The 25,756-nt window shown below is 46.0% G+C and carries 25 protein-coding genes and 1 pseudogene; 10 read left to right on the top strand and 16 right to left on the bottom strand.

Annotation, left to right across the window (positions count from 1 at the left end; genetic code table 11):
• The first annotated feature begins 296 nt into the window (after positions 1-296).
• Together QUA02_RS13200 and QUA02_RS13195 are read left to right on the top strand one after the other, a co-directional pair.
• Entirely contained in the window at positions 297-692 is a 396-nt protein-coding gene (locus tag QUA02_RS13200) for a deaminase domain-containing protein (RefSeq protein WP_333028328.1), read from the top strand.
• A 264-nt stretch (positions 693-956) separates the two neighbouring features.
• Positions 957-1,427, top strand: a complete 471-nt coding sequence (locus QUA02_RS13195; protein ID WP_333028326.1) for an SMI1/KNR4 family protein — start codon at positions 957-959, stop codon at positions 1,425-1,427.
• 16 nt (positions 1,428-1,443) lie between these two features.
• On the opposite strand, the gene QUA02_RS13190 is transcribed toward QUA02_RS13195, so the two are convergent.
• From QUA02_RS13190 to QUA02_RS13165, 6 genes are all read right to left on the bottom strand, one after another.
• Positions 1,444-2,400: a VOC family protein gene (locus QUA02_RS13190; RefSeq protein WP_333028325.1), complete on the bottom strand. Its 957-nt coding sequence runs from the start codon at positions 2,398-2,400 to the stop codon at positions 1,444-1,446.
• A gap of 13 nt (positions 2,401-2,413) precedes the next feature.
• Complete coding sequence (locus QUA02_RS13185) at positions 2,414-2,914, bottom strand: cupin domain-containing protein (protein ID WP_333028324.1); 501 nt, start codon at positions 2,912-2,914, stop codon at positions 2,414-2,416.
• A 123-nt stretch (positions 2,915-3,037) separates the two neighbouring features.
• The gene (locus tag QUA02_RS13180) at positions 3,038-3,817 is read right to left on the bottom strand and encodes a COG4705 family protein (protein WP_333028322.1); all 780 of its coding nucleotides are present in this window, start codon (positions 3,815-3,817) and stop codon (positions 3,038-3,040) included.
• Positions 3,818-4,021: 204 nt separating this feature from the next.
• Positions 4,022-6,652 carry an MGH1-like glycoside hydrolase domain-containing protein gene (locus QUA02_RS13175; RefSeq protein ID WP_333028321.1) on the bottom strand — a complete coding sequence of 877 codons (2,631 nt, stop codon included), beginning with the start codon at positions 6,650-6,652 and terminating at the stop codon, positions 4,022-4,024.
• On the bottom strand, positions 6,649-7,638 hold the full coding sequence (locus tag QUA02_RS13170; protein ID WP_333028318.1) for a mechanosensitive ion channel family protein: 990 nt from the start codon (positions 7,636-7,638) through the stop codon (positions 6,649-6,651). The genes QUA02_RS13175 and QUA02_RS13170 overlap by 4 nt, the downstream gene beginning before the upstream one ends.
• Before the next feature lie 77 nt (positions 7,639-7,715).
• Positions 7,716-8,528 carry an SDR family oxidoreductase gene (locus QUA02_RS13165; RefSeq protein WP_333028315.1) on the bottom strand — a complete coding sequence of 271 codons (813 nt, stop codon included), beginning with the start codon at positions 8,526-8,528 and terminating at the stop codon, positions 7,716-7,718.
• Between the two features lie 583 nt (positions 8,529-9,111).
• Here QUA02_RS13165 and QUA02_RS13160 point away from each other — a divergent pair.
• The 7 genes from QUA02_RS13160 (at position 9,112) to QUA02_RS13130 (ending at position 15,437) form a co-directional block, all read left to right on the top strand.
• Entirely contained in the window at positions 9,112-9,609 is a 498-nt protein-coding gene (locus QUA02_RS13160; protein ID WP_333028312.1) for a DUF2231 domain-containing protein, read from the top strand.
• Positions 9,606-10,211 (top strand): DUF2231 domain-containing protein, encoded by a 606-nt coding sequence (locus QUA02_RS13155; RefSeq protein ID WP_333028310.1) that lies wholly within the window; start codon positions 9,606-9,608, stop codon positions 10,209-10,211. The genes QUA02_RS13160 and QUA02_RS13155 overlap by 4 nt, the downstream gene beginning before the upstream one ends.
• Before the next feature lie 43 nt (positions 10,212-10,254).
• Positions 10,255-11,040, top strand: a complete 786-nt coding sequence (locus tag QUA02_RS13150) for a cytochrome c oxidase subunit II (RefSeq protein ID WP_333028308.1) — start codon at positions 10,255-10,257, stop codon at positions 11,038-11,040.
• Between the two features lie 7 nt (positions 11,041-11,047).
• Positions 11,048-12,709, top strand: a complete 1,662-nt coding sequence (gene ctaD / locus QUA02_RS13145; RefSeq protein WP_333028306.1) for a cytochrome c oxidase subunit I — start codon at positions 11,048-11,050, stop codon at positions 12,707-12,709.
• A gap of 77 nt (positions 12,710-12,786) precedes the next feature.
• Positions 12,787-13,452, top strand: a complete 666-nt coding sequence (locus QUA02_RS13140; protein WP_333028305.1) for a cytochrome c oxidase subunit 3 — start codon at positions 12,787-12,789, stop codon at positions 13,450-13,452.
• Between the two features lie 179 nt (positions 13,453-13,631).
• The gene (locus QUA02_RS13135) at positions 13,632-13,874 is read left to right on the top strand and encodes a hypothetical protein (RefSeq protein WP_333028303.1); all 243 of its coding nucleotides are present in this window, start codon (positions 13,632-13,634) and stop codon (positions 13,872-13,874) included.
• 102 nt (positions 13,875-13,976) lie between these two features.
• Positions 13,977-15,437, top strand: coding sequence for an NAD(P)/FAD-dependent oxidoreductase (locus tag QUA02_RS13130; protein WP_333028301.1), 1,461 nt, complete (start codon positions 13,977-13,979; stop codon positions 15,435-15,437).
• Positions 15,438-15,591: 154 nt separating this feature from the next.
• On the opposite strand, the pseudogene QUA02_RS13125 reads toward QUA02_RS13130, so the two are convergent.
• The 7 genes and pseudogenes from QUA02_RS13125 to QUA02_RS13095 form a co-directional block, all read right to left on the bottom strand.
• Positions 15,592-15,729 (bottom strand): annotated as a pseudogene (locus QUA02_RS13125) (carbohydrate kinase); the annotation flags it as partial.
• Between the two features lie 229 nt (positions 15,730-15,958).
• Entirely contained in the window at positions 15,959-16,027 is a 69-nt protein-coding gene (locus tag QUA02_RS13120) for a DUF433 domain-containing protein (RefSeq protein WP_333028334.1), read from the bottom strand.
• Positions 16,028-16,189: 162 nt separating this feature from the next.
• Entirely contained in the window at positions 16,190-16,399 is a 210-nt protein-coding gene (locus tag QUA02_RS13115; RefSeq protein ID WP_333028300.1) for a type II toxin-antitoxin system HicB family antitoxin, read from the bottom strand.
• Positions 16,399-16,653, bottom strand: coding sequence for a type II toxin-antitoxin system HicA family toxin (locus tag QUA02_RS13110; RefSeq protein WP_333028297.1), 255 nt, complete (start codon positions 16,651-16,653; stop codon positions 16,399-16,401). The genes QUA02_RS13115 and QUA02_RS13110 overlap by 1 nt, the downstream gene beginning before the upstream one ends.
• 98 nt (positions 16,654-16,751) lie before the next feature.
• Positions 16,752-18,152 (bottom strand): GUN4 domain-containing protein, encoded by a 1,401-nt coding sequence (locus tag QUA02_RS13105; RefSeq protein WP_333028295.1) that lies wholly within the window; start codon positions 18,150-18,152, stop codon positions 16,752-16,754.
• A gap of 195 nt (positions 18,153-18,347) precedes the next feature.
• On the bottom strand, positions 18,348-20,183 hold the full coding sequence (gene ilvB, locus QUA02_RS13100; RefSeq protein ID WP_333028293.1) for a biosynthetic-type acetolactate synthase large subunit: 1,836 nt from the start codon (positions 20,181-20,183) through the stop codon (positions 18,348-18,350).
• Positions 20,184-20,607: 424 nt separating this feature from the next.
• Positions 20,608-21,906, bottom strand: coding sequence for an MFS transporter (locus tag QUA02_RS13095; protein ID WP_333028292.1), 1,299 nt, complete (start codon positions 21,904-21,906; stop codon positions 20,608-20,610).
• Positions 21,907-22,264: 358 nt separating this feature from the next.
• Here QUA02_RS13095 and QUA02_RS13090 point away from each other — a divergent pair, with 358 nt between their 5' ends.
• Positions 22,265-22,603, top strand: coding sequence for a P-II family nitrogen regulator (locus QUA02_RS13090; RefSeq protein WP_265234570.1), 339 nt, complete (start codon positions 22,265-22,267; stop codon positions 22,601-22,603).
• A gap of 139 nt (positions 22,604-22,742) precedes the next feature.
• On the opposite strand, the gene rdgB is transcribed toward QUA02_RS13090, so the two are convergent.
• The 3 genes from rdgB to QUA02_RS13075 form a co-directional block, all read right to left on the bottom strand.
• Positions 22,743-23,333, bottom strand: coding sequence for an RdgB/HAM1 family non-canonical purine NTP pyrophosphatase (gene rdgB / locus QUA02_RS13085; protein WP_333028290.1), 591 nt, complete (start codon positions 23,331-23,333; stop codon positions 22,743-22,745).
• Between the two features lie 54 nt (positions 23,334-23,387).
• Positions 23,388-24,023 carry a hypothetical protein gene (locus tag QUA02_RS13080; RefSeq protein WP_333028289.1) on the bottom strand — a complete coding sequence of 212 codons (636 nt, stop codon included), beginning with the start codon at positions 24,021-24,023 and terminating at the stop codon, positions 23,388-23,390.
• Positions 24,024-24,125: 102 nt separating this feature from the next.
• On the bottom strand, positions 24,126-25,550 hold the full coding sequence (locus QUA02_RS13075) for a phosphoglucomutase/phosphomannomutase family protein (protein ID WP_333028288.1): 1,425 nt from the start codon (positions 25,548-25,550) through the stop codon (positions 24,126-24,128).
• Between the last annotated feature and the right edge of the window lie 206 nt (positions 25,551-25,756).

Below are 25,756 nucleotides of genomic sequence, written 5' to 3'. Positions count from 1 at the left end.
TGGTGGCTGCGGGCTTTTTCATTCGTTTATTTTACCAGATGCCGCCACTGAAGTTTTTTTGACCTGAATCCTTACGTTTTTTTTACACCTATTTTTTACACAGATATGGAGTTTTAGATTATAATGTATTTAATAAACACCTTGGATAGACAAGGCGGTAATCCCGAAACCGTTAGGGGGGTGTGAAGCCTAAGAGCGTAGCGCTAAAAGGAAAACGAATGCCTTTGCTCTAAATCAGTAGAATTACTAATATATTAATATAGTTATTTATTTTTCAGGTAATATAATCACTTTTTATGGAAGATTTTAATTTCACGGATTCTATTAATAGAATTCGCCAACAGTATAATGTCTCAAGGAGCAAAAACATCGCTCTTGCAGTCTTCCAAATAGGGAATGACTCTGGCGAACTAAGAGGGATCAGCGGGAAAAGGAGTCCTGTAGGAACGGTTGATGTACCTACGCAGCCCTTTTTTCAAACCTTTGATGTTCCAGATGGGCATTCGCGAGCCTATGACAGTGAATATAAGCTTCTTGAGGAGCTAGCCTCTCGATATGGGCAGATGCCAAATATTGAAGGAACGGTTAATTTATATACAGAGCGTCCGCCTTGTGCTTCCTGTAGTTTTGTAATCGAGCAGTTTCGTCGCCTATTTCCAAACATTATGTTGAGGGTGAATCATGGAGGGTAGACTCAGAGGGTTCTGATCGAGCTGGCTTTCTAATGCCCCAGCAATAGTTATCCAGGCATATACAAACGAAACCCGCCTAAGCGGGTTTCAAAATCCTTGATTTTCCCGGAGTCGGCGTAGGCGGACTTTAGCAACGAAACCCGCTTAAGCGGGTTTCAAAATCCTTGATTTTCCCGGAGTCGGCGTAGGCGGACTTTAGCTTTGTAGCCGCGATTTTTTATCGCTATGTACTTTACAACTACGTTTTGAAAAGAGTGAATAGCCATGTATCTAGATCGAGTCAAAGAAAGGTTTAAAGAACTCAAATTGGTGAATCCGCATGAACTAATGGGCTGTACTTACCGTGAAATTACTGAGCTTGAGAAGAAGTTGGGGTTCTCGCTGCCGGAAGCCTATAAAGAGTTTCTCCTCTGGATGGGGAAGAATGCAGGTCGAGTCTTGCAGGGGTCGGACTGTTTTTTTAAACACCTACCTTATTTAAAAGAGTGGGCTATCGAACTCTTAGAAGAAAATCAATTTCCCAATACTCTGCCAGAAGATGCGTTTGTTTTCTTTATGCACCAGGGTTATCAATTTAGCTTTTTTAGACTTTCTGAAGGAGATGATCCACCCACTTACTTCTACTGTGAAGGGACAAACCAAACCTCTTTCACTAGAAGTCATAATAAACTCAGTGAATTTATGGCGACAGAGATTCAACTGCAAGCCAAGTATTTGACGGCTTTTGCTAGTTAGGAAGTCTGTTTAACGGTTATTTTGCAATCAGCAATATACTATGTCTGTCAGCGTCTTTGATTAAACAACCTTGACGATAAGGACAGCAACTCTCTGTAAACTCCACAACCCGCGACGACACAATCTCAACCCCATTCTGCCGCAACATTTCCACAGCTTGCTCAATGTCGTTGACAACTAGCTCAATTTGCATATTGGCAAGATCGTAACTTTTCCAGTTACTCGGCATGGGACGACTATTTGGAGGCACAAGATAGTCTAATAATTCAATACCTAAACCGCCTTGATTAGGTCGCAGTGCTGTAATTTTGACTTCAACTTCTTCTGGTAAATTATCAAGTCGAGCTTGCGTTTCACCTTGGTTGAAACTGCCACCCTCGACCTGCATTCCCAGCAAGTCGCGGTAAAATTTTAGACTCTGCTCAGTGTTGCTAATCGCGATCGCACTGTGGTCGATTCCTAGAAAGGCGCGATCGCTCTTTTGATGCCATTTGTCTTGTCCTTTATCGGCAGGAAACCAAATTAACTCTAAAGGATGGCGATCGCAGTCTTTGAACTTGAAGGCTCGTACACCAGCAGATGCTTTATTATCAGGCGGTATTGTCTGCGGTGCAACTGAAATCGGTTCAATTGAAAACGATCGCAAATGAGCATAAGCCCGATCCATGTCACTAACTGCGATCGCCAAATGTTGAAACCACAAATCATTACTTTGCGAATCCTTGGGAATCGGTTTTCCCTCAATATTGAGATACTGTATCAGCTCAATCAGTTCATCTCCAAGCTGCAAAGTGACAATGCGAATTGTTGCCTCAGCCACGCCTACTAAGTCGCTGTAATCCTCTGTTTCAACCGTGATGTCTGAAACGGGTTCAAACCCTAGTGCGTGCGTATAGAAGTCCTGAGAGCGATCGGCATCACTCACGGTTAACCCAATAGCACGAATCCGTTGTACCTGAATGCGATTCAACATAAAAATTTAGAGCTTATCGAAAGCGGCAAGCCTGCCCAATTGTAGGCGTTTCTTGAAGTTGCACAATCATCAAAACTGCGGGCGCATCGCCGACAGTGCCAGAAAGATGTCCCTTCTGTCCCTGGGCGTTGGCTTTAGTATTCTGGTCTTCTCCAAACGAAATTTCACCAACACCCATCTCTACTCGTTGCCCGTCCATCGTCTCCACAAACCAGCGTCCCGATAGCGGAATAATCCACTGGGGTTTCGGATTTTCATGCCAAGTGCCAATCCAGCCCACAGGTTGCACCGTAAAGACTACGGTAGCACCGACTTGCTGCATCTGCTCGAGCCACTGAGGAGAGGCAGGTGGTGAAATGCTCTTGAGAGTGAAGTCTTGAATTTGGCAACGAGACTGGTGGCTGATGCCGTCTTCGTCAGTCCAGACGTGCCAATAGTCGATTGTCGGGGGTGTTGGATGTTCGCGATCGCTCGATCGCGCTTCAGTTTGTTCGTGGGATGAAGGATGAGTCATAAAAATAAATTTCCTAGGACTTACGCATTGAAAAAAAACATTATCTATGTATTCTAGATCGTGCCATCACTGCTAAGGTTCGCCAAAATATGCTCGCGGACAACTAAAGTGAGTAGTTATTTATTAATTGCTATAACTGTCTTTGCTAGAGTATGTGAGATAAGCAACAAAACCAACAATCAGAATAGTTAAGACAATGCTGATCTGCCCCGTACCAAAACCTACTCCACCAACATCCTGAGATTTACCGATCCAATCTGCGAAGGAAGCGCCCAATGGTCTAGTCAGGATATATGCGAGCCAAAAAGCCCCGACCTCATTAAGTCCTGAGCGCCAGTATGCGATCGCTGGTAGAGCAAATAACAAGGCAAACAATACACCTGATGTGAAGTACCCCAAACCCCAAGTTGATGCTGTCATATCACCTGCGGCTGTGCCAAGCGCAAATGTAGCCATAACGGTTGCCCAGTAAAATAATTCGCGCCGAAGTGTGTAAATATGATTAATCGATAAAGTTTTCTCGCTCATATACCAAACTGCAAAAATAATACTAAGTACGATGGAAAATCCTACAGTCGATAGGAGATACGAAACACCTAATACAACATGGATAGCATCAGCAGCCATTGTTCCGAATATAGCGACCATAATAATAGCTAACCAATAGACCCAGGGAATATATTTCCGTACTGAAAACTGTATTACTAAAGCAATCACTAATCCACTTCCCCCCAGAGCGACCGCAAAAATTGGGTTCATCTGATGGGCTAGGTAATCTGAAGTTGTTTCGCCCATTCCCGTAGTCAGCAACTTGATAATCCAGAAAAAGATCGTAACTTCTGGCAGCTTTTTGATCCTGCGATGCTGTGCAGATTGTTCTGTACTGTTTGGTTTTGGCTTCATATCTGGGTGGATTTTAGTTGCGGCTTTACTCAATATACAGCACTTTGCGTGACCAAGAGGTACAGCAACTTATACCTCTGTGAATCGTTTTTCTAGTTTACTTTGACTTGTGTGTACACGGTAGCCGTTGCAAGGGGGGACGGCAAAGCCGGGGGGTAGAGATTTGTAGTCATAGTTTCAAGAATTGGTATTAGGAGTAGGCAATCACGGTTTCTCATTCACCTGCTGAATCAACTTGGCAATTAGTGCTGTCCATCCGGTTTGGTGACTTGCGCCCAATCCAGCCCCGTTGTCACCGTGAAAGTATTCGTAAAAGAGAATCAAATCCCGCCAATGGGGATCTTGCTGAAATTTTGCAATACCACCGTAAACCGGACGCTGCCCATCTTGATTTTGTAAGAAAATAGCGATCGACCGTTTCTCCAAATAAGCCGCCACCTCCCAGAGATTGAGCATTATTCCTGAACCTGTGGGACACTCCACTGTGAAGTCATCACCTAAGTAGTGGTGGAACTTTTGCAAGGATTCAATTAGTAGAAAGTTAACTGGAAACCAGACGGGGCCGCGCCAGTTAGAATTACCGCCAAATTGGCCGGTAGTAGACTCAGCAGGCTCATAGTCTACTTGATAGCGAGTGCTATCCCAATCGAAGATAAAGGGATGATCTTGGTGATAGCGGGAAACCGATCGGATACCGTGAGGTGAGAGAAATTCATCCTCATCTAACAATCGTCGCAGGATACGACGCAGCGCTTCGGGGCTGGTGATGGCAAGCAGGCGGCGATCGCCTTCTCCCTCAACGGTCATACAAGCAATATTTTTTGCCAGTTCGGGACGGTTGTTGAGAAACCACTCAATTTTGTCTTTTAACCCTGGCACAATTTCTAACAAATCTGGCTCCAGAGTATCAACTGCAAATAGCGGTATCAGTCCCACCATTGAGCGTACTTTCAGTCGCACATCCTCTCCATTGGGTAAGTGCAAGGCATCGTAGTAAAAGCCGTCTTCGTCGTCCCAAAGCACAATTTTTTCAGACCCTACTTGATTCATGGCGTTAGCAATGTAGAGGAAGTGTTCAAAAAACTTCAACGTCATATCGCTGTAGCTTTCGTCCTCACGGGATAGTTCCAGAGCGATCGCCAGCATATTTAGTGAGAACATACTCATCCATGCCGTGCCGTCTGCCTGCTCTAAATATCCCCCAGTTGGTAATGGCTTGCTGCGGTCAAATAACCCAATGTTATCTAGTCCGAGAAATCCTCCTTGAAACAAGTTTTGCCCTCGTATGTCTTTGCGGTTCACCCACCAGGTAAAGTAGATCATCAAGCGGTGAAACATTCGCTCTAAGAATTTGCGATCGCCCTTTCCAACTCGTTTTTCTTCTATTTTGTAGACGCGCCACGCCGCCCATGCTTGTACCGGAGGATTGACATCGCCAAAAGCCCACTCGTAAGCGGGTAATTGACCGTTGGGGTGCATGGTGCGATCGCTGGTTAGTAACAGTAATTGCTGCTTGGCAAAGTTTCCATCGATTAATGCCAAAGCAATGCAGTGGAACGCCAAATCCCATGCAGCAAACCAAGGATATTCCCACTTATCGGGCATGGAAATAATTTCTTCAGTGTAGAGCGTCCACCACTCAGCATTGCGCCCAGTGAGGCGTTGACTGGGCTCTTTAGGTTCCGCTGAATCTCCATGCAGCCAAGTACGGACATCATATTTATAGAACTGTTTGCTCCACAGCAGTCCGGCAAATGCTTGTCGTTGGACGTTGCGGCAGTCCTCGTCTAGACCAGGGGTGAGCGTTTCGTAAAATTCGTCTGCCTCTGTTTGACGCTGGCGGAAGGTATCGGCAAATGCTGCATTAAATGGCGTTTCTGTATATTGGTTGGTGAATCGCAATTGAATTACTTTCGTCTGTCCCGCCCCAATTTCCAAGTGATACCAAGCTGCTGCTTTTGTACCAACTCGATCGGGATTCACAGCATCCTGGTTGTTGTGAATTACATACTCGTGAAAAGCGTCTTTAACATAAGGCGAGGCATTAGCCACTCCGTAGAGGTGTTGGCTGTTAGTTTCATTTTCGGTAAATAAAAGCGGAGGATTCCCATCGCAAAATAACCAATAATCCCCATATTTCTTAGCGATCGCCTTAATTACACCATCAGCAACTTTCGATAGCTGTGACTGCGGTTTATTGCCCGTCCAGATCCAGGTATTGCGAAACCAAAGGGTCGGTAGCACGTCGATGCTGGCAGTTTCCGCCCCCCGATTTGTGACACTGATGCGAATGCAAATATCATCGGAAGAGGCTTTGGCGTACTCGGCAACCACATCAAAATAGCGATTATCGTCAAACACGCCCGTATCCAATAATTCAAATTCTGGCTGATCCTTGTGGCGATGGGCGTTTTCCTCTACAAGCTGAGTGTAGGGAAATTCCTGTTGCGGATACTTGTACAACCAGCGCATATAGGAATGGGTAGGCGTGTTGTCTAGGTAGAAGTAGTATTCTTTGACATCCTCACCGTGATTTCCCTGTTCGTTAGTCAGCCCAAACAGGCGTTCTTTTAAAATTGGATCGCGGCCATTCCACAATGCTAGACCAAAGCAGAGTTGACTGTGGCGATCGCACCATCCACCCAGTCCATCTTCACCCCAACGGTAAACGCGCGATCGCGCATGGTCGTGAGGAAAATACTCCCAAGCTGAACCATCAGGTGAATAGTCTTCTCGCACTGTACCCCATTGGCGATCGCTCAGGTAGGAACCCCAACGATACCAAGGTTGATCCGGTTCGCAATTCTCTTCTAACCGTTGCTGTTCTGCGTTCATTCGTTTTCGTTCCCATCTCTTTGCGTCCGCATCTGAGCCAGATTTCTCAAGGAACCACTAATGCTGCGTGAGTTCGGTACGTCCTTGTTTCCACCGGGCCATCCTTCACGTTGACGAGAGCGATCGCCATCTGTCTCCTCGGTTTGATCGTGGAATAGGATTTGCTGCGTCGGAAAAGGTAGGTCAATGCCGTTGGCAGTCAGCTTGTTCTTGATGGCAGTGAGAACTTTATCCCTTGTATCAAGCGCCTCGGCACGTCGCGGTGGATCGATCCACCAACGCACGCGAATGTTCACGCTACTTCCAGCCAACTCCATCACTAATACATCTGGGGCAGGCTCTTTGAGAATGCCTTCTAAATTAGCGATCGCTTCCATTATCAACTGCTTCACCCGGTCGATGTCATCCCCATAACCGATACCAACGTCGTACTGTACTCGGCGGTTTTCCCAACTGGTATTAACCATCACCGAGTTTGTAAATAACTCGGAATTCGGGATCACAACCCGACGACCATCGTATGTTCTAATCGTTGTGGCACGAGTCTGAATCTCTTCAACCGTTCCCTCAAAGTTTTTGAAGACAATTTGGTCATTAAGCTGGAACGGCTCAGTTAAGAGAATTAAGATACCTGCTAGGAAGTTTTGCAGAATATCACGAAACGCAAAGCCAATCGCTACACCGCTAATGCCCAAAAGTTGAATTAAATCCCCTGCCTTGAATGAGGGGATGACAATAGATAAGGCAACGAATAAACCGATTAAAATGACGATGCCTTGTGACAAACGTCCGAGTACCAGTCCCAGATTCCGCGCTTGTCGATGCCTGCTGGTAAGGCGTTTGACTAGCGACTTGAATACCCTGGCGGCAAACCAGAAGATGGCAAAGACGATTAAGGCGAGTACCAAATTTGGCAGTATGGTAATCAGGCTGTTAGTCATTGCCTGTATTTTTCCCCACGCCGTTGATACTGGTTCAGAATTCATACGCCTTCCTCGCTCTCGTCAATTTAGCTAATAGTAATAAAAAGTCAAAAACTGCGCTGTTGCTGTTCTGCGTTCATTTAGCCCCCCGTGGCGAACCCTGGATACAGAGTCATGCCGCCGTCTACAAATAGAGTTTCACCATTCACATAATCTGAGTCATCCGAGGCAAGCCAAACAGCAGCTTTAGCGATGTCTGTTACATCTCCAACCCGTTTTGCGGGAATGAGTTTTAGTAATTTTGCCTCAGCTTCAGGTGTGTCCCAGGCTGATTTATTGATTGGGGTTTTAATCGCACCGGGTGCAATGCTGTTGACCCGAATCCTGTGGGGTGCGAGTTCCTGGGCAATACTCTGCATCATCATGTGGATGCCTCCCTTACTGGTAGCATAGTTGACGTGACCCGCCCAAGGAATCACCTCGTGTACCGAACTCATACAAATGATTTTGCCTGCGGCACAGGAGATATCTGGTTTCACGCCCCGCTTAAGAAACTCTTTTGCCGCTTCACGGGCGCAGAGAAATTGTCCGGTTAGGTTGATGCCAATAACTAAATTCCAATGCTCAAGAGTCATGTCTACAAAGGCTGAGTCTTTTTGCAGTCCGGCGTTATTTACCAGGATGTCGATCGTGCCAAAGTGCTGGTACATTTGGTCAAACATGGACAAAACTTCCTCTTCCTGGGCAACGTTTGCACCAATCGCGATCGCATCCCCACCGAGCGATTTAATCTCGCTCACAATCTTTTCTGCTGCTTCCTGTTCAGAATGGTAGTTGACTACAACAGAAGCACCCGATGCAGCCAAAGCGCGGGCTACTCCTTCACCAATACCAGAACTAGAACCCGTTACGAGTGCTTTTTGACCTTTGAGAAGATTAGGGGAATAGCTCATATTTTTTCCTCGTCTTGTTTCCTAGAAACTAAATTTGTACCTAATTAACAACTACTTATCTAATCCTAAAACTATTAGTATCAGGACTCAAGCCAACTGTCACACTCAAATCAACTTGTAGGGTGCGTCAGATCCCAAAATTTTGGAGATAATCACTAATTTTATCGCTCTGACGCACCCTACTTAATGTAACTACTTAAAGATTGATTTCTTGGTTTCTGCGCTAACTTTAGGGATTTATAGAAGTAACTACGTCTATCTAATGGGGTAATTAGCGTCTATTTCTGAGAAGACAATAGAATTTCATGATTATTTTATCGAAAAACTTACATATTATTTTAATTTTCAAACAAGGCTTTTTGTGATACAGAGGGAGTTTTATGTCATTAGTGTGTCAAAAATATGACAAGCGATCGCCTTAAAACTTTAGAGACTTGAAAGCCGAATGGCTTTAGAAGAAATGGTTGTTTTTTAGGCTTAGATCAATCTTTAGATAGATATGTTTGTTTAGAATTAGTTTCACTCTGTATTTAGAGAAATCCCTGTCAGCTCGCCTCCGGGAGCAAATCCAGTAAAAAAAGCGATGCCTCTGCTTCTGCCTCTCAATAATGCGAATCTACCTTACCCAGATCCGCTCCATCCGATCGTCGTCCATTTCGCGATCGCGATGATATTCTTTTCCTTCTTCTGCGACGTGGTAGGCTATTTTACCCGCAATCATCGTTTGTTAGAGGTAAGTTTCTGGAATATGTTTGTTGCTTCAGTCAGTATTTTCCTCGCCGTCATCTTTGGTCAGTTTGAAGCTGGTTTGGCCCAACCTTACGAAGCCGTCAAGCCGACACTGAATTTGCACACAATTACTGGCTGGTCACTTTCGGCAATTATTGTCGCGATTACCGCATGGCGATTTGCGATTCGCGCCCGCACGCCACTAAAGATACCTGTTGCTTATCTAGGTGTGGCAACATTTTTAATTTCTTTAGTCTTCTTTCAACAATATTTAGGGAGTCAGTTAGTTTGGGTATACGGGCTGCACGTAGAACCCGTAGTTGAAGCAACAAAGAATGGAGTCTTACAATGAACTCGCAACTTATCGATCGGTTGTGGTTCAAACTAGGTGCGAACGGATTACCCTACGAGGTTCCAATTCATCCGCAGCTAGTGCATTTCACTTTGGGTTTATTCATTATTGCCATAATTTTCGATATCGCAGGAACGCTGTTTCGGTTTGAAAAACCAATCCTCAAATTTTTGGCTCTGACTGCTATTCGTTCCAGCTTTTTTGATGTTGGTTGGTACAATCTTTTAGCAAGTGCTATTATCACATTTTTTACTGTCGCAGCGGGCTTTTTTGAGATAATGCTGGCAAACCCACCTACGAATATGAAGAGTGCCTGGGGGTTGGGGGCTGGTACAACGATGCTGTTGCACGGTATCGGTGGGATTTTACTATTAGCAGCGATCGTTGCCATGACCGTGTGGAGGGGATTGCAACGCTACCGCTGGCGCAAGGATGCCACGATACAAGTGCAGTGGAGCTACTTGTTGGTGGGTATTGCCATGTTGGGATTGTTGTTTGTTCACGGAACATTAGGAGCGCAGATGGGAGACGAGTTCGGGATACATAATACGGCGGCGGGCTTGATCCGAGAAGGTAAAAATCCTAATTTTTTACTCAAATGATGCCAACAAAGATACTAGGAGAATTGATTTTACAGGGGATGCAATGAGGAGAATTTTCAACACACTACTATTAATTATTTTTATCGCGGTAATTCTGATAATAGCCCGCTGGATTGGCGATCGCGCCTACTCTTGGATGCCGATTCAGGCAACCGCAGAAGCGGAAAGAGTCGATCGCATATTTAGCTTTTTAACCTCGGTGGGAACGTTCATCTTTCTCGCGATCGCAGGCACGATCGGATACTCAATTCTCACCGGTCGCGCACCCAAGGGAGACTGGAGTCACGGTCATCCTGCCAGAAGCGATGTGAGGCTGGAAATCCTCTGGACTGTCGCCCCAACTGTCCTGGTGTTGTGGCTTGCGGCTCAAAGTTTCAGCATTTATCAACAACTAGATATTGAGGGGCTACAACCGATCGTGCATCTGCACCTATTGGAACAACCTGCTGCCGCTGCAACGGTCAAAATCCCCAGTCAACCTGTGGCTGAAAATATTGAGGTTGTTGCTAAACAGTGGGTTTGGTCTTTCCGATATCCAAATAATCTCATTAGTAACGAATTACACCTAAGAGTCAATGAACGTACCCGCTTAAATTTGCATTCCCAAGATGTGATTCACGGCTTTTATGTCCCGGAATTCCGGTTAAAGCAAGATATCATCCCCAACCGCAACATTAACCTTGTATTAACACCCACCCTAATCGGCAAATATCACCTGCGCGATTCCCAATTCAGCGGCACCGACTTTGCTTTGATGGTGGCGGATGTATATGTTGATTCAAGTGAAGCTTATAGTCAATGGCTGTCTCAAGCTGCTACCCGTAAATAAAAAATATATGACAAATAACTCAATCCCAATTACTGAAGAATCGGAAAATCGCCACAGCGAACCTGATACCAACTGGCGGGAATATTTCAGCTTTAGCACCGACCATAAAGTTATCGGTGTTCAGTACATGGTGACGACTTTTATTTTCTTTTTGATTGGCGGGCTGTTGGCGATGATTATTCGTGGCGAACTGCTTACTCCCGAATCAGATTTGGTCGATCGCTCTTTATATAATGGCTTATTCACCTTGCACGGCACGGTGATGATTTTCCTGTGGATTATCCCATTCAATGCTGGTCTTGCTAACTACTTAGTACCGTTGATGATCGGCGCAAAAGATATGGCGTTTCCAGTTCTGAATGCGATCGCCTTTTGGATAATTCCCCCCGCAGGTATCCTGCTACTATCGAGCTTTTTAGTACAAGGTGGGCCCGCACAAGCTGGCTGGTGGTCTTACCCACCAATCAGCCTCCAAAACCCAACTGGTTATCCCATCAATGGCGAATCAATTTGGATACTGAGTGTAATGTTGCTGGGTATTTCATCGATTATGGGAGGAGTCAATTTTATTACTACAATTGTTTGGATGCGGGCACCAGGGATGACGTTTTTTCGGATGCCAATTTTCGTTTGGACAGTTCTCAGCGCCCAGTTGCTACAACTAATTTGTTTACCTTCTCTGACGGGCGCGATCATACTGTTATTTTTTGACCTCACTTTTGGGACAAATTTCTTTAAACCCCTGGAGAATGGCGACCCAATTATCTATCAGCACTTATTTTGGTTCTACTCCCATCCGGCAGTTTACGTGATGGCGCTGCCTGCTTTCGGCATTTTTTCGGAAATTCTCCCCGCCTTTTCTCGCAATCCTTTATTTGGCTATCGATCGGTTGCGATCGCCTCCTTTGGGATTGGTTTAGTCAGCATATTTGTCTGGGTACACCATATGTTTGCCAGTGCTACACCTAACTGGATGCGGATACTATTTATGGTTTCTTCAATGTTGGTAGCTGTTCCTACTGGTGTCAAAGTATTTGCTTGGACTGCCACAGTTTGGAATGGTAGGCTGCATCTTTTAACCCCCATGTTATTTGCCTTGGGAGGAGTGGTGATGTTTGTTTTCGGTGGAATTACTGGCATCATGCTTAGTTCAGTGCCGTTTGATATTCATGTCAACAACACCTACTTTGTGGTAGGTCACTTCCACTACGTCGTCCACAATACAATCACGATGGCAATCTTTGCGGCGATTTACTTTTGGTTTCCAAAAATAACCGGGCGGATGTACGGCGAAGGGTGGGGCAAAGTGCATTTCTTTTTAACTTTTATCGGTGCTAATCTCACTTTCTTCCCCATGCACCCACTCGGTTTACAGGGTATGGTACGCCGAGTTTCCTCTTACGATCCGCAGTTCCAAGGGTGGAATATTATTGCTAGCTTGGGGGGGTTTTTGTTGGGGATGTCTACGCTGCCCTTTATTGCCAATATGGTCGGTTCTTTGCTATTGGGTAAAAAAGTATCCGATAATCCTTGGCACGCTACAGGCCTGGAGTGGAAGACTTCTTCACCGCCACCGAGGGAGAACTTTGAGGAAATTCCAGTTGTCAATGAGCCGCCTTATCATTATAATTCTAAAGCGATACCAGAGGCTGCCGCTACTCAAGAATAGATTCAGACAAGGAGGAGTAATTGAGGAGTTTTATTCAATCTAAAATTCAAAATCCAAAATCCAAAATCATCTGAGTTATGCCAAATCCTACACATCATATAGATGAAAGCCCGATCCGTTTCGATCGCTTAGTCCAGTTCCTACCTAATTGGTTACAAAGGTTCTTGCCAATTGGTGGCGGCATCGCTCACGATCATCATGGTAAAGGGATGTTCGGCGTTACCGTATTTTTGCTGTCGGAAAGCCTAGTTTTTCTTAGCTTTTTCTTCACCTATATTGCTCTACGATTGACCCATTCCAACTGGTTGCCGCCTGGTATCAAAGGGCCTGAATTGTCTCAATTTATTATTATTAATAGTGTGGTTCTGCTTTCAAGTAGCTTCGTTATTCAAGCCGCAGAAAATGCCCTCAAACGCCATAAAATTATTAGATTTCGCTGGCTTTTGGCATTGACTTCTGGGATGGGAATTTACTTCTTAGTTGGTCAGGGGATTGAGTGGAGTAACCTTAACTTCCGGCTAACTACAGGGTTGATGGGTGGCACATTTTACCTGCTGACAGGTTTTCACGGGCTGCACGTTCTTACGGGGATTCTCTTGCAGTTACTCATGCTTTCTCGTTCCTTTATTCGGGACAACTACAACAATGGTCACTTTGGTGTCAGTGCAACTACTTTGTTCTGGCACTTCGTTGATGCGATTTGGGTTGTCCTATTCTCACTGATCTATCTCTGGCCACCCTAGAAATTTGCAGTCTCAAGATGAATGGTTATTTGTAGCGAAATCATACTTAAGCATTGCTTTATTAGGGATTTGAATTTGTAGACCCGCTACTAGGAATAAAAGCCGATGGATGAAATCTTTGTTGCAGCTATAACCCAATGTACTCGTACCTTGCTTTATAAATTTCAAGGAGGTTTTTTATGAATTTATCAACTCAAGAATTACCAGCAATCCTCACAATTTACTTTTTCAGTTTGGCTGAATCAGTTCAAAAAGATCCATTGATCGATCGAGGCGGGGCGATCGCTGTGGACGTTGGCGTTGTCCTCCTAGCGATTACCTTAGTAATTGCTGTCAAGATTATTAGCCCCAAAGTTGAACACGCTATCCTTCTCGCTATCTTTCTCAGCTTTGGATTAATTGGTTTCTTTTTAATTAAATAGCAGAAATTGCGTTGCAGCTTTGATTTTCGATTCACCGTCAACTGTCAACTGTCAACTGTTAACTGTTAACTGTACTCTCAATTACTGGAGAAACACGATCTCATGAACAACCCAATTTATCAGACTGTAATCGTTGGTGGTGGTTTTACGGGTCTTTTTACAGCTTTGCATCTAGCCCATGAACACTATCCAAGAAGCATCATCCTAATTGATAGCTCTGAACGCTTTTGTTTTAAGCCTTTACTTTACGAGTATTTCAGTGGCGAGATGGATGCTAATCAGGTAGTACCGCGTTTTGAGGAACTGCTCAAGGATAGCGGCATCATTTTTGTGCAAGATACGGTGCAATCGATCGACCTCCATCAACGGGAAGTCAAATTAACTTCGGGGGACTGCTACAACTACAGCAACTTAGTGTTAGCTTTAGGTAGCGTCACTGGCTATTTTGGCGTTGAGGGTGCTAAAGAATATGCTTTTGATTTTCGCACCGAAGAAAATGCGATCGCGCTCGATCGCCACCTGCGCGACTGCTTGCAGCGAGCCGTTCAAATCGAAGACCCCGAACAACGTCGTCGGCTGCTAACTGTAGCGGCGATCGGTGGCGGGCCAAGTGGTGTGGAAATGGCGGCCACTTTAGCCGATTTGCTTCCTCACTGGTATGAAGCATTGGGAGGTAATCCTCAAGAAGTCCGGGTGGTACTAATCAATCACGGCAACGAAATTCTCAAGGGTGATATTAACAGTCATCTCCGCGAAACCGCTGAGCAGGAATTGGAAAAACGCGCCGTACCAGTAGAGTTAATCGCGGGAGCAGAAGCGACGGCTATTCGTCGAGAATCAGTTGAATACAAGCGCGATGGTAAGTCCGAGATCCTACCAGCATCCACCGCGATTTGGACAAGTGGAACGGCTACACATCCACTGATTAAAAACTTGCCGATTCCCGACGCACACCGCGACAAGCACGGTCGCGTTCACGTTACTCCCACTTTGCAATTACCCGATTTTCCAGAAGTTTTTGCGGGTGGTGATTGTGCGGTGGATGTGCAATCATCAACGGTTGAGGGTCGCGAGTACGAGCATTTAGAGCTGCATCCCGAGCTCATATCCCACTCTTCTGAACAACACAACGATACTAAACCTCTTCCTCCCACAGCCCAAGTAGCCTATCAGCAAGGAGCTGCGATCGCCCATAATCTGAAAGCGATCGCTTTAGGACATGAGCTAAAACCAGCTCGAGTTAACCTACGCGGAACCCTCCTTAAATTAGGGTTAGAAAATAGTGCTGCTAACATTTACGATGTTTTTCAAGTGACAGGCGAAGTTGGTCATCTGATTCGCCAAGGCAGTTATCTAGAACTATTGCCAACTCCGGTTCATAACTTCAAAGTCACTACAGATTGGCTAAAAGATGAGATATTCCACGAACATATCAATTCTGGTGATGGGGTAAAACAAGCTGTCAAGATTGCTCAAGTGGTTGGTGGGGTCGTCGTCGGCGCTATAGTCGCCAAAAAATTGCTCAATATGCTAAGTGATGACAATAAAGACCAGAAATCCTGACGGCATCTCCAGAAGGGGTAAAGCTGGGATACGGGCGTTGCACAATTGGGGGATGATTCAATACGGCAGGGGGCACGGTTGAGGGTAACATATTATTGATTTGGGCCTTGTGGTATTAGCGACACCCTTCTTTTTTATCACAACTGGGTACTTTATCAGTAAAAAAATGCCGCAGCACCGCACCTCCGGTATTAGAAGCACCTCCAACTAACCACAAATCGCCTAATTTGTGACTGTAAATCCCGTATCTAGAATCATCTACGCGGGTATGACTTAACAGTTTGACGGCTGTCGATCGCGCGCCCGTCGTGCCTACATCTATTCCCAAATAAAGATTCATTTGCCACTCCCGCGAATTTTCCTATTTTGATGAAACCACAAAGTTTATTTGCGTCTTATGGTTGTTTCTAACTCAGCTTCTTGTGCGGCAATATCAGCATTTATCTGGTCTTTATTAGAGTAGTAGATACGAGTGCTGCATGAACTTGTCCTAACTTTAAGTGAGGAATTTATCCAATAATTTATTCTGGATTCATCCCCATTTTGTAGCAAACAGCGATTTGTTGAACGGTTATTCTAGTCCCTGCGATGCGGGGGCGATTTCCACAGCTTTTTGCTGTAGAAACAATCAGAGTGCCAATATCAGTTAAAGTTGGCAGACGTGAATCTGGGCTTGAAAATTAGAATTTAATTAGAGCATAAGTTTATAATCATTGAATTTCCCGGCTTAATTTATGAAATATTTTGCCCTACTACCGTGCTTCTACATAGTCACAAAGCGTAGTTGGTTGGGGAATCGGTAAACCTTCTTCTCGCAATCCTTCTAAGTGAAATTCGATCGCTTCTTTAATTTGCTGCTGTACTTCCGCAAGGGTAGCGCCTGTGGCTGCACATCCGGGTAAATCTGGTGGATATGCTGAATAATTATTGGGTGTTTTTTCAATCACAATGGCATAACGCATTAGTTTAGTTCCTCATCTTTATGATTGGTTTTGACTTCGTTAGGTTCTTCTTGCTCTTTGACTTCTCTCAAGAGAGCTTGTTTGAGAATATTATTGAATGTACCAGGAGCCAAATCGTCAGATAGTTTACCGGGAACTGTAACTAAACCGGATTTGGTAGGATGTTTGTACTGGCGGTGACTCCCTCGTGTTCTAGCTAGATACCAACCGTCTGCCTCTAGTTGTTTAATGATATCTCTGACTTTTGTTGGCATTTATTATTAATGTAACTAGCAGGTATTGAAATGACGAAAAGTCGATAACTTCGTAGAAAAATATCCTTAAAAAAAGGCTTAACAAAGGGCTGAAATCGCTATATCTTACAGCTTACAGTTCTCGATGCGAGAGAAGAACCATAACGCCACTTCACACCCAAACCCCGGAACCCACCCCACCACCCACACAGTTCCCTAGGGAGGTGGCCCACAGGTGCTTGTTTATTATAGGTTAGGTCCTTTGTGTCCAACCAACTGCCTCCTTTTCGCCAACCCACACGATCGCCTAGCTTCTTTTCAGTATCCCAATCAACTTTGCCACCCACTTCCAACCAAATTTTTTTCTGGACGCTAAAGCCAAAGCGACCCTGACTGTATTTTACCCACAACTGGTCGATCGTCCGCAAATCATCGCAAGGAAAATTCTCGATCGAGTTCGTATCGAACCAACCTTCCTTCTCCCGTCTCGCAGCTTTTAACATCACCTTGAATGTTTCCCGATCCGCCTCTTTCCACTCCCCTGTGGCCAATAAATCCCGCAGACGAGTATAGTCAACACCCTGCGCTGATTTAAGCGAGTCTGGTGGCGTTGCCGGTGAAGGTGTTTGAGCTGATAATTGAGGTGATCGAGTACCAAGAGCCTGCAACACTTCAGTAGCAGATTGATAACGTTTCTTAATAGCAGGTTGTATCATTTTGTCTAAAATCTGACCCAGTTCCGAGCTGACAGATGTTTTTAAGTGTTCTCGCCACTCCCACTCAAACTCGTTATCATCGAATAAATCAATCGGTTCAACCTGAGTTAACAGACACAGACAAGTCACACCCAGACTATAAATATCACTAGCATGAATTGGTTTACCGTTGGCTTGTTCTGGTGCCATATATCCAGCCGTCCCGATCCTCGTTCCCGTTACGGCTAGAGCCGTTTGTGTCGCATATTTCGCGGCTCCAAAGTCAACTAAAATCAGTTGCCCATCTTGCCGAAGAATAATATTGTCTGGCTTGATATCTCGGTGAATAACTTGGCGAGAGTGAATGAACTCGAATACTGGCAGTAAATTATTAAGCAATTTGCGAATCTGCGTTTCGCTAAAATATCCCTTAGATTCTAGTGTTTGGGCTAAATTTTCACCGTCGATGAATTCTTGGACTAAATACTGCCGTCCATCTTGACTAAAATATGCTAATAAGTCGGGAATTTGAGAATGTTTACCCAACTGTTCTAGGCGTACTGCTTCAAGCTCAAATAACTCAGCAGCTTTCTGGATACTAGAAGCGCCTTGAACTTGGGGGTAGAATTGTTTAATAACACAGGGAGGTTTAGATGGTTTATACTCGTCAACGGCTAAAAAAGTGCGCCCAAATCCTCCTTGCCCAATAATTTTTGGGGCTCCGTAGCGATCGCCCAATAGCAGTTTATTCCCACATTTTTGACAGAATTTTGTAGAGCCAGACGGGTTTTGGAATAGGCAATCAGGGTTTAGACACTGGCTCATAAAATATGCTTAGAGATTACAGATTAAAGCTCTCGATGCGATGCCAGCGGAGATGGTTTTAAATGTGAAACAGCAGAGCCGGGTAAGGACACGGCCTTGCCTTTCATCGTGTCAACTTAACCCGAAAAACCGCTTGACCCGAAAGGTCGGCAGGGGTTTAAACCCCTGCCAGACAAGGCATTGCCGTGTCCCTACTTAAACTTTTGTGCCGCACTCAGGACAAAACTTATTGCTCGAAACATTCTTTGCGCCGCAACTCGGACAATAAATCAACTCCGCAGATTGCAACTTGCTGCGTTCGGGCAAACCAACCATTTGAGCGTTGCTCTTACCCGGAACTACCATCGGATAGCAGTTTTCGTCCCTCGTCACCTTCACGTTCATCAGCACCGGGCCGTTGTGAGCGAGCATTTGGGCGATCGCATCTTTGAGTTCCTCCGGCCGCGAAACCAGCATCCCCTTCACCCCGTAAGCTTCTGCCAGCATCACAAAATCCGGCATCCCCACAGTCATATTTGACGACGAATAACGCTCGCCGTAGAACGCCTGCTGCCACTGCCGCACCATTCCCTGCCAACCGTTATTTACAATCACAATCTTGACATTAATGCCGTATTGTGCTAATGTTCCCAATTCTTGAATATTCATTTGGATGCTAGCATCGCCAGCAATACAAATCACTTGCTCATCGGGTAGCGCCATTTTCGCGCCCATCGCCGCCGGCAGCCCAAAACCCATCGTTCCCAAACCAGCGCTGGAAATCCAGCGGCGCGGGCCGTTGTTCAAGAATTGAGCCGACCACATTTGATGTTGACCGACATCCGTCGTGTAGTAAGCATCCGGTGCTTGAGTGCCCAACTCCGAAATCACCTGCTGCGGAGACAAAATGTCGGGGTAGTGAGGCACAACTAACGGATAGTCCTGTTTCCAGCGATCGATCCTGTGCAGCCATTCCCCAGTTTGTCCGGGATTCGGCGAAACTCCAGTTTCCCGACAGCGGCGCAGCAAATCGATCAAAACTTGCCGGACATCTCCGACAATCGGCACGTCAGGGCCGCGATTTTTTCCCACTTCCGCCGGGTCGATATCGATGTGAATCACCTTCGCCCGCGCGGCAAACTCGTCTAATTTGCCCGTCACGCGATCGTCAAACCTCGCCCCCACAGCAATCAGCAAATCGCACTCGGTAACGGCAAAATTAGCGTAAGCAGTGCCGTGCATCCCCAGCATTTTCACCGACAAAGGATGGTTTTCGTCAAACGAACCTTTGCCCATCAGCGTTGTCGTGACCGGCAATTGGAAAAGTTCGGCTAGTTCCTTAATTTCCTCGTGGGCCGCCGCGGCGATCGCCCCGCCGCCCACATAAAGCAAAGGACGCTTTGCTTCCTTCAGCAAATAGATTGCTTGATTAATTTGCCGAGGATTTCCCTTCACCGTCGGCCGGTAGCCCGGAATTCTCACAGATCCGGGTTCCACGGGCAGATAGTCAAATTCTTCTAAACCCACATCCTTGGGCACATCAACCAACACCGGCCCCGGCCGCCCTGTACTCGCGATGTGGAAAGCTTCAGCCACAATTCGTGCCATATCTCTCGGCTCGCGCACTACATAAGAATGCTTGACAATTGGCAGGGTAATGCCGTAAATATCAGTTTCCTGAAACGCATCAGTGCCGATCGCCGGACGGGGCACCTGACCGGTAATAATTACCATCGGGATCGAATCCATGTGGGCCGTCGCAATCCCCGTCACCAAATTAGTTGCGCCCGGGCCCGAAGTAGCGAAACAAACCCCAACTTGTCCGGTAGCGCGGGCGTACCCGTCGGCCGCGTGAGCAGCACCTTGCTCGTGGCGCACCAGAATATGTTTGATAGCGCCTGTTTCTTCAGCGCGGTAGAGTTCGTCGTAAAGCGGCAGAATTGCGCCGCCGGGATAACCAAAAATATGCTTGACGCCGTGGCGGATCAAGCTGTCAATCAAAGCAAATCCACCAGTTGCACGCCTGATGGCCACTTTAGTTTTTAGTTGCACAGAATTTCCGTCCTTAAACTAATTATGATTTTTAATGAAAGCTTTTATACTACTTTAATCTCAATTAATGAAACTATGAAAATTTAAGTGGTGAGATTTTACAAAAGATTTCGCGATCGGACATGGATCGCCCGATCGCGAAATTGTAGAACAGCAGAGGCAGAAAAGAAACAGAGGAAATCGCGGTCTCTATGCCGATTGACCGCTATATGACGCTTGTATAGCATTCGTCATTCGGCATTCGACAAGAAAAACAATCGTTTCAGCAATTAAGAACGTCCTAACCATCAGGGCGGTTGCTATGTTAGAGATCGATCGCTAAAAGAAAGCCCTCTTCCCTCGGACTTTTCCCTTCTTCCTGACCTCCGTTACATCCGTTACATCCCGTACATTGCTCGTTGCCGAACTTCCTTCTTGCCAAAGTTCACAGAACATCCTGGAAGACTTTGCGGGTATGTCGCCAAGCTGCCATCCCCATCACCGAGACCAAAAAGCCCAAACTCAGCAGCACGATCCGCAAGCCTAGGTCATCCGATCCCACCGCTTTGCTGACAGCATCCGTCAGCGGGCCAGTCAGTGCTAAAGGCAAGCTAAGAGCAATATTAATCGCATTGTTCTCCAAGCCAAAGACTTTTCCCCGCATAGATTCTGGAGTTTTTTCTTGAATCAGGGCTTGCATCGGGCCGTTAATTAAGGAAGCGCCAAAACCGAACAGAGCGCTCAATGCGAATCCTACCCACAACACTCTGGCAAAGGCAAACATTGCCAACACAAAACCCATCATCAAAAAACCAATTAACGGCAAAGGTTTGTGGTGCATTCGATCGCCCCAGTGGCCCAAAAAAGCCGCGCCGAAGACCATTCCGACTCCCGCAGCAGCCAGCAAAAAGCCAAATTGAGTTTCTTTGAGACCAATTTTGCCCGAAAGTGCGATCGCCAGCACCTGAAGCGCCGCAAACACGGAATACAAAATGGTCAACTGCACCATCGCGTTGCTGACAAGGCGATTGTGCTTCAAATACCGCAAACCTTCTTTGAGGTCTTGCCAAGGATGGACATTTTTGCCACTGCTGCCGGCATGAGCTTCTTTGATCCGCATGGTATAGATCAAACCGGCTGATATCAGGTACAACCCGCCCAGCAAAAACTCTTGAGAAGCTGCTCCGAAGCTGTGTTTGACCCAACTAAACAGCGGTTCGCCGATCGTCATCCCGACAATAATCCCGCCCATTGTGGACGAGGCGAACAGAGCATTTGCCGACATGAGTCCCTCTCGCCCCACGGCCAGGGGGATTGCCGCCTGCTCTGCGGGAGCAAAAAATTGCGTTACGGTAGAGATCAAAAACGTCATCGTCAACAAAACGACAAAAGCTTTGGGCAAAAACGGCAAAGCTAGAATCAACACGGCTCGAATCACGTTGCAGCCGATCAGCATTTGCTTTTTGGAAAAGCGGTCTACGACGATACCCGCCGCCGAACCAAATACGATCGCCGGCAGCGTGTAGGCGATCATCACCGCTGACAGCATAGAATTTTCCGAATGCTGCCAAGAAACAGGCCAGGGTCGGTAGTCGCCTGTTTTCAGCAGAATAATCAGCAATACGTAAAAGATTTTATCCGCCACTTGGGCTAATAACTGGCCCGTCCACAAGGCGAGGAAGGGGCGATTTCTCAGTAGGGCATCAAGCCCGCTGCGGTCAGGGGGAGGGCTGGCTGGGTGCATAGGAATAGTTTAACTGACCGCTTCTGGCAATGATAGTTTTCAGCAATACGTGCAAATCTCACATGACGAGCGTGGAAACTCGGAAAACTCCTGTCTCCTGCTTCCTTTTTCTGTTTTAGCAGATCGGCGGGTTCTCGGCTGGGGTCTGCGGTCTTCTTAACTCTACCCCGATCGCCCGGAGCCCAGAGCCCGCGCCCCGGGAAAATCCGAGAATATTGTTAAAGGTTGGCGTGCATTTCATGGCGAGTACAACATAGGGTAATATATTTGACAAAATACTTGGTGTTGGTAGTGATATTAAAAGATGTCACGCCGATTAAGTAATATAACGAAAGTAGTAGTGTTAGGAGTGAGAAACTTGAAAAAGGTTGAAGCTATTATTCGCCCCTTTAAACTAGACGAAGTGAAAATCGCGCTCGTCAATGCTGGCATTGTGGGCATGACTGTTTCTGAAGTTAGAGGTTTTGGCCGTCAGAAGGGCATGACTGAACGCTATCGCGGTTCTGAGTACACCGTTGAGTTCTTGCAAAAGCTCAAGGTCGAGATTGTTGTGGAAAACGATCAGGTTGACATGGTGGTTGATAAAATTATTGCTGCTTCCCGCACGGGCGAGATTGGCGACGGTAAGATTTTCATCTCTCCTGTAGAACAAATTATTCGGATTCGGACTGGGGAAAAAAACCAGGAAGCAATCTAAGATACTGGGGCATTGGGCATTGGTCATCTCTCATCGGTCATCGATCGTCGGTAATTGGTAATTAATTGAGAAAGCCTCTTCCGCGTTCAGTTCAGATGTCTGACTGCCAATTCCAATGCCCCTGTTTTTGTTTTTTGCCTCAGTTGGGGTTGACAATGTTCGCCATTTGTGGTATTAAAGCCTGGAATGCTCGGCCGCGGTGGGAGTGCGATCGCTTGATATCGGGTGTCATTTCTGCAAAAGTCTGTTGCTGTGCGGGCACGTAGAAAATCGGGTCATATCCGAAACCTCCGATACCGCGTGGAGTTTGAAGGATTTCGCCGCGGCAAATTCCTTCTACTTGCAGGGCAATTGTACCGTCAGGACGGGCGATCGCGATCGCGCCAACAAATTGTGCTTGTCGGTTTTGTTCGTTTCCCAATTCTTTGAGAAGTCGAGATATCCTGTCAGCATCGGTTTTCCCGTAGCGCCCCGAGTAAATCCCAGGTCTACCGTCGAGTGCATCTACCATCAAACCCGAATCATCGGCGATCGACCATTGGCCGGTTGCTTTTGCCACTTCAGACGCCTTCAAGCAAGCATTAGCAATAAAAGTTTCGCCTGTTTCCTCGATTTCCAACTCTTCCGGTTTTAGTTCCAATTCCCATTCCAAATCCTGAAGATAAACTTGCATTTCCTTGAGTTTACCCGGATTGCCCGTAGCTAGAACTAGCAATTTGCGATTAGTCATTATTTCTCTTAAAACTTACCCATTGATATTAACAAAAGATTAAGAAAATGGTTGCTATAAAATTCCCAAAATTTTATCAACCTCTTTAATATAGTATTCTGTCGGATCGATAAAGAGAGTAGTTTCCTCTAAAATCAAGAACTTCCAGTTAGTGCCAGTCGTCACTGAACCGTAAATGCGATCGACCTCACTGTCTTGGTTTTGATTGAAACATTGAGCCGCTACCATTGCCGCCGCGCATTGCCCCAACCCGCCAATAATATCTTCTTTTTTCGCTTCAAAGATAGTTACAACTGGAGCGCTGATAAACAATTGTTCCTGAGAACCGCTAATAATATAATCGCAAAATCCTTGCAATCCCCTTGCTGGATCGACCGTAAAGTCCTTACCTGAAAACAGCGAAACTCGCTTGTTTAACAGCCGCCTAACTTCTGCCAAAATCGGAGCTATTAAAAATTCCGCTCGAGCCTTTTCAGTGGAAATAGCAATTGCTAAAGGCACGTAATCGTTTAAAATAGTTGTTAAGATTTCTGACGGTACAACAGGGGATGTAGCGGCAAATAAATCGCGGCTTTCATCCAAAGTTAAACCAAAACTTTTTTGACTTTCGCAAGGCTGAAATCGCTGTATGCCATTTGCTTTTATCCTCAAATTAACCTGATACAGCAATACGATTTCATTTACGAACAAGATTATTTTTTACCGCAGAGGGCGCAGAGGACGCAGAGAAAGAGAGATTTGATATCAACTCATCCGCGTTCCTCTGCGTTTATTTGCGGTAAAAAAGTCTTCTCAATTTTGTGCCCAATCCTTCGCCCAGTTTAAGTTTTGCATCACTTCTTTCAATGTCGCCGCTTCTGAATACAGCCGCAATACCGGTTCGGTTCCGCTAAACCGAATTAACAGCCAACTTCCGTCGGCTAAACGGAATTTATATCCGTCAACTTTGTTGCAATCTACAACTGCTTTGCCGGCGATTTCTGTTAAAGGTTGATTTTGCAGCAGCGACAGCAAACGCGACCTTTCTTCCATGTTTGCTAAGTGCAAGTCGATTCTGTCATAAGCTGAAGTAAAGCTTGTTTCTTGTTGCAGTCGGCTGTAAATTTCGCTTAAGTCTTCCCCGGATTTGACAACTGCTTCTAATAAGTACAGCGCTGACAGCAAAGCATCTCGTTCGGGGATGTGCGTACCGTAGCCAATTCCTCCCGATTCTTCGCCGCCGACTAAGACTTGGGTGGTTAACATTCGATCGGCTATATACTTGTAACCGATCGGCGTTTCAAATAATGGCAAGTTGTACAGCTTGGCAATTTTGGGAATTATGTCTGAACCGCTGACTGTTTTGATGACTTCCCCGGTCAAGCCGCGCCGTGAAGCTAAATGTTCGATTAATATGGGAACTAGGATTTGTGAACTGAGAAAGTTGCCGCTAGAGTCAACGGCTGCAATTCGATCGCTATCTCCGTCAAATACAAATCCGATCGACAAACCAGAGTTTTTTCGCTGGTGAGTTCGCATCACGCGGAATAACTGCGACAGGTAGCGCGGCAAAGGTTCGGGTGCACCGCCGCCAAACAGCGGATCTCGATCGCTGTTGACTTCATGTACCGGAACTTCTAAAATTTGAGCTAATCCTCCGGCGGCGGCACCGTGCATTACATCTACAAATACTGTAATTTTGCCGCTGGCGATCGCTTCTTTAATCGCCTCAATATCTACCATTTCCCGCAAGGTTTTGCAGTAAGCCGGCCAAGGATTGAAATTCTCCAATTTGCCGGGAGTTGCTGAAAGTGCCGCCGGATTTTCGAGTTTTTCTTCTATTTGTTGAGTAACTTCGGGCGAAACTGAACCGCCAAATCCGCCCTTGACTTTTAACCCTAAATATGCACCGGGATTGTGGCTGGCTGTCAGGACGATCGCACCCAAAGCATTTAATTGTTTGGCAGCTAAACTGAAAGCCGGAGTAGGAGCGTAGGATTCGCTCAGCAGCACGTCAAATCCTGCGTTTTGGACGGCAACAGCCGCTGTTTTGGCAAATTCTTCAGCCAGAAATCGGCGGTCGTGACCGACAATTACGGTACCGCTGCTGCCATCGCTGCCGCCGGTTTGTGCGAGAACTTGTGCAGCTAGAGGAGCTACTAACGCTACGCGATCGAATGTAAAATCGTCAGCAATGATGCCGCGCCAGCCATCTGTACCGAATTTAATAGGATTCATTAGTCACAAGCCATGAGTCACCCGTCTATTTTATGGGTTTATCAGTCGATCGTCATCTGATTTTCGATTTTAGATTTTAGATTTTAGATTATGGAATTGCTTCCACAGCCTGTACTGTGGCTGTTGACAGTTGACTGCTGACTGTTAGCTGTCATTAGCCTTGCTTGATAGATTATGTTGGGTTTTGTCCCTCAACCCAACCTACT

The organism is Microcoleus pseudofavosus SVA1_A4 (genome assembly GCF_036700565.1).
Taxonomy (GTDB): Bacteria; Cyanobacteriota; Cyanobacteriia; order Cyanobacteriales; family Microcoleaceae; genus Microcoleus.
This window is presented reverse-complemented; position numbering and strand designations above follow the sequence as displayed.